General features: G+C 67.5%; 1 protein-coding gene and 1 pseudogene. Both read left to right on the forward strand.

The window, feature by feature from the left end; genetic code table 11:
* Positions 1-599, forward strand: a pseudogene (locus tag B2W52_RS14475) (PD-(D/E)XK nuclease family protein); the annotation flags it as partial.
* The coding region (locus B2W52_RS14480; RefSeq protein WP_414673506.1) for a DEAD/DEAH box helicase at positions 589-1,102 on the forward strand (514 nt) is incomplete at its 3' end. The pseudogene B2W52_RS14475 and the gene B2W52_RS14480, both read left to right, overlap by 11 nt.

The following is a 1,102-nucleotide window of genomic DNA, read 5'->3' on the forward strand; positions in this document are numbered from 1 at the left end:
TGCGCGCCCGGGGCTGGCAGGACCACAGCGACGTGATCCGTGACTGGTGGAAACAAACCCTCAGGGCCGAGCTGCCGCTGGCCGAGGGGCGCATCAGCCTGGCGACGCTGAACACCTATGTGCCGGAACTGGAATTCGTGTTCCCCGCCCACCGGGTCAAGGTGGCGGAGATGGACGCCCTGATCCGCCGGCATATTCATCCGCAGCATCCACGCCCACGGCTGGAAGCGGACACCCTCAACGGCATGCTGAAAGGCTTTATCGATCTGGTGTTCGAACACGACGGCAAATACTACGTGCTGGACTACAAATCCAACTGGCTGGGCGCCGACGACCAGGCCTACACCCGGGACGCGATGACCGACGCGGTGCTGGAGAAACGCTACGAGGTGCAGTACGTGCTCTATCTGCTCGCCCTGCACCGCCTGCTGCGCAGCCGCCTCGGCGACGGCTATGACCCGGAGCAGCACCTGGGCGGCGCCGTCTATGTGTTCCTGCGCGGCCTGCGGGGCCCGGCGGCGGGCACCGTGTTCGACCGGCCGGATACCACCCTGATTGAAGCGCTGGATGCACAGTTCGGAGGCGCCCATGCAAACTGATTTGTTCGCCACGCTCGACTGGCAGGACGCGCTGGCGCAGCTGCGCGACCAGGGCCTGCTCCGCGACCTGGACGTGGCGGTGGCCCGCTTCCTACGGCAGCAATGCCCCGAGGCCGGCAACGAAGTCCTGCTGCTCGCCGCCTTCACCAGCAACCAGCAGGCCAGCGGCCACCTGTGCCTGGACCTGAACAACCGGGATCTGCCCACCCAGCTGTTGGGCAGCAATCCGCCGCCGGCGCTCACCGCCCTGTTGCCCGGCGGCGTGGACGACTGGCTTCGGCACTTACAACAGAGTGCGCTGGTCAGCGAGAACGGCGGCACCCCCCTGGTGCTGGACGGCGGCCGGCTTTATTTGCGCCGCAACTGGTCCCGGGAGCAGGCGGTGGCCGAGGCCATCGAGGCCCGTGGCACCCTGCTGGTGGAAGCGGAAACCGGCACCGGCAAGACGCTCGCCTATTTGCTGCCGGCGCTGTTGTCCGACGGCCCGACGCTGGTGTCCACCG

Origin of the sequence: Marinobacter sp. UBA2498 (assembly GCF_002341575.1) — a bacterium.
GTDB classification, from domain to species: domain Bacteria; phylum Pseudomonadota; class Gammaproteobacteria; order Pseudomonadales; family Oleiphilaceae; genus Marinobacter; species Marinobacter manganoxydans.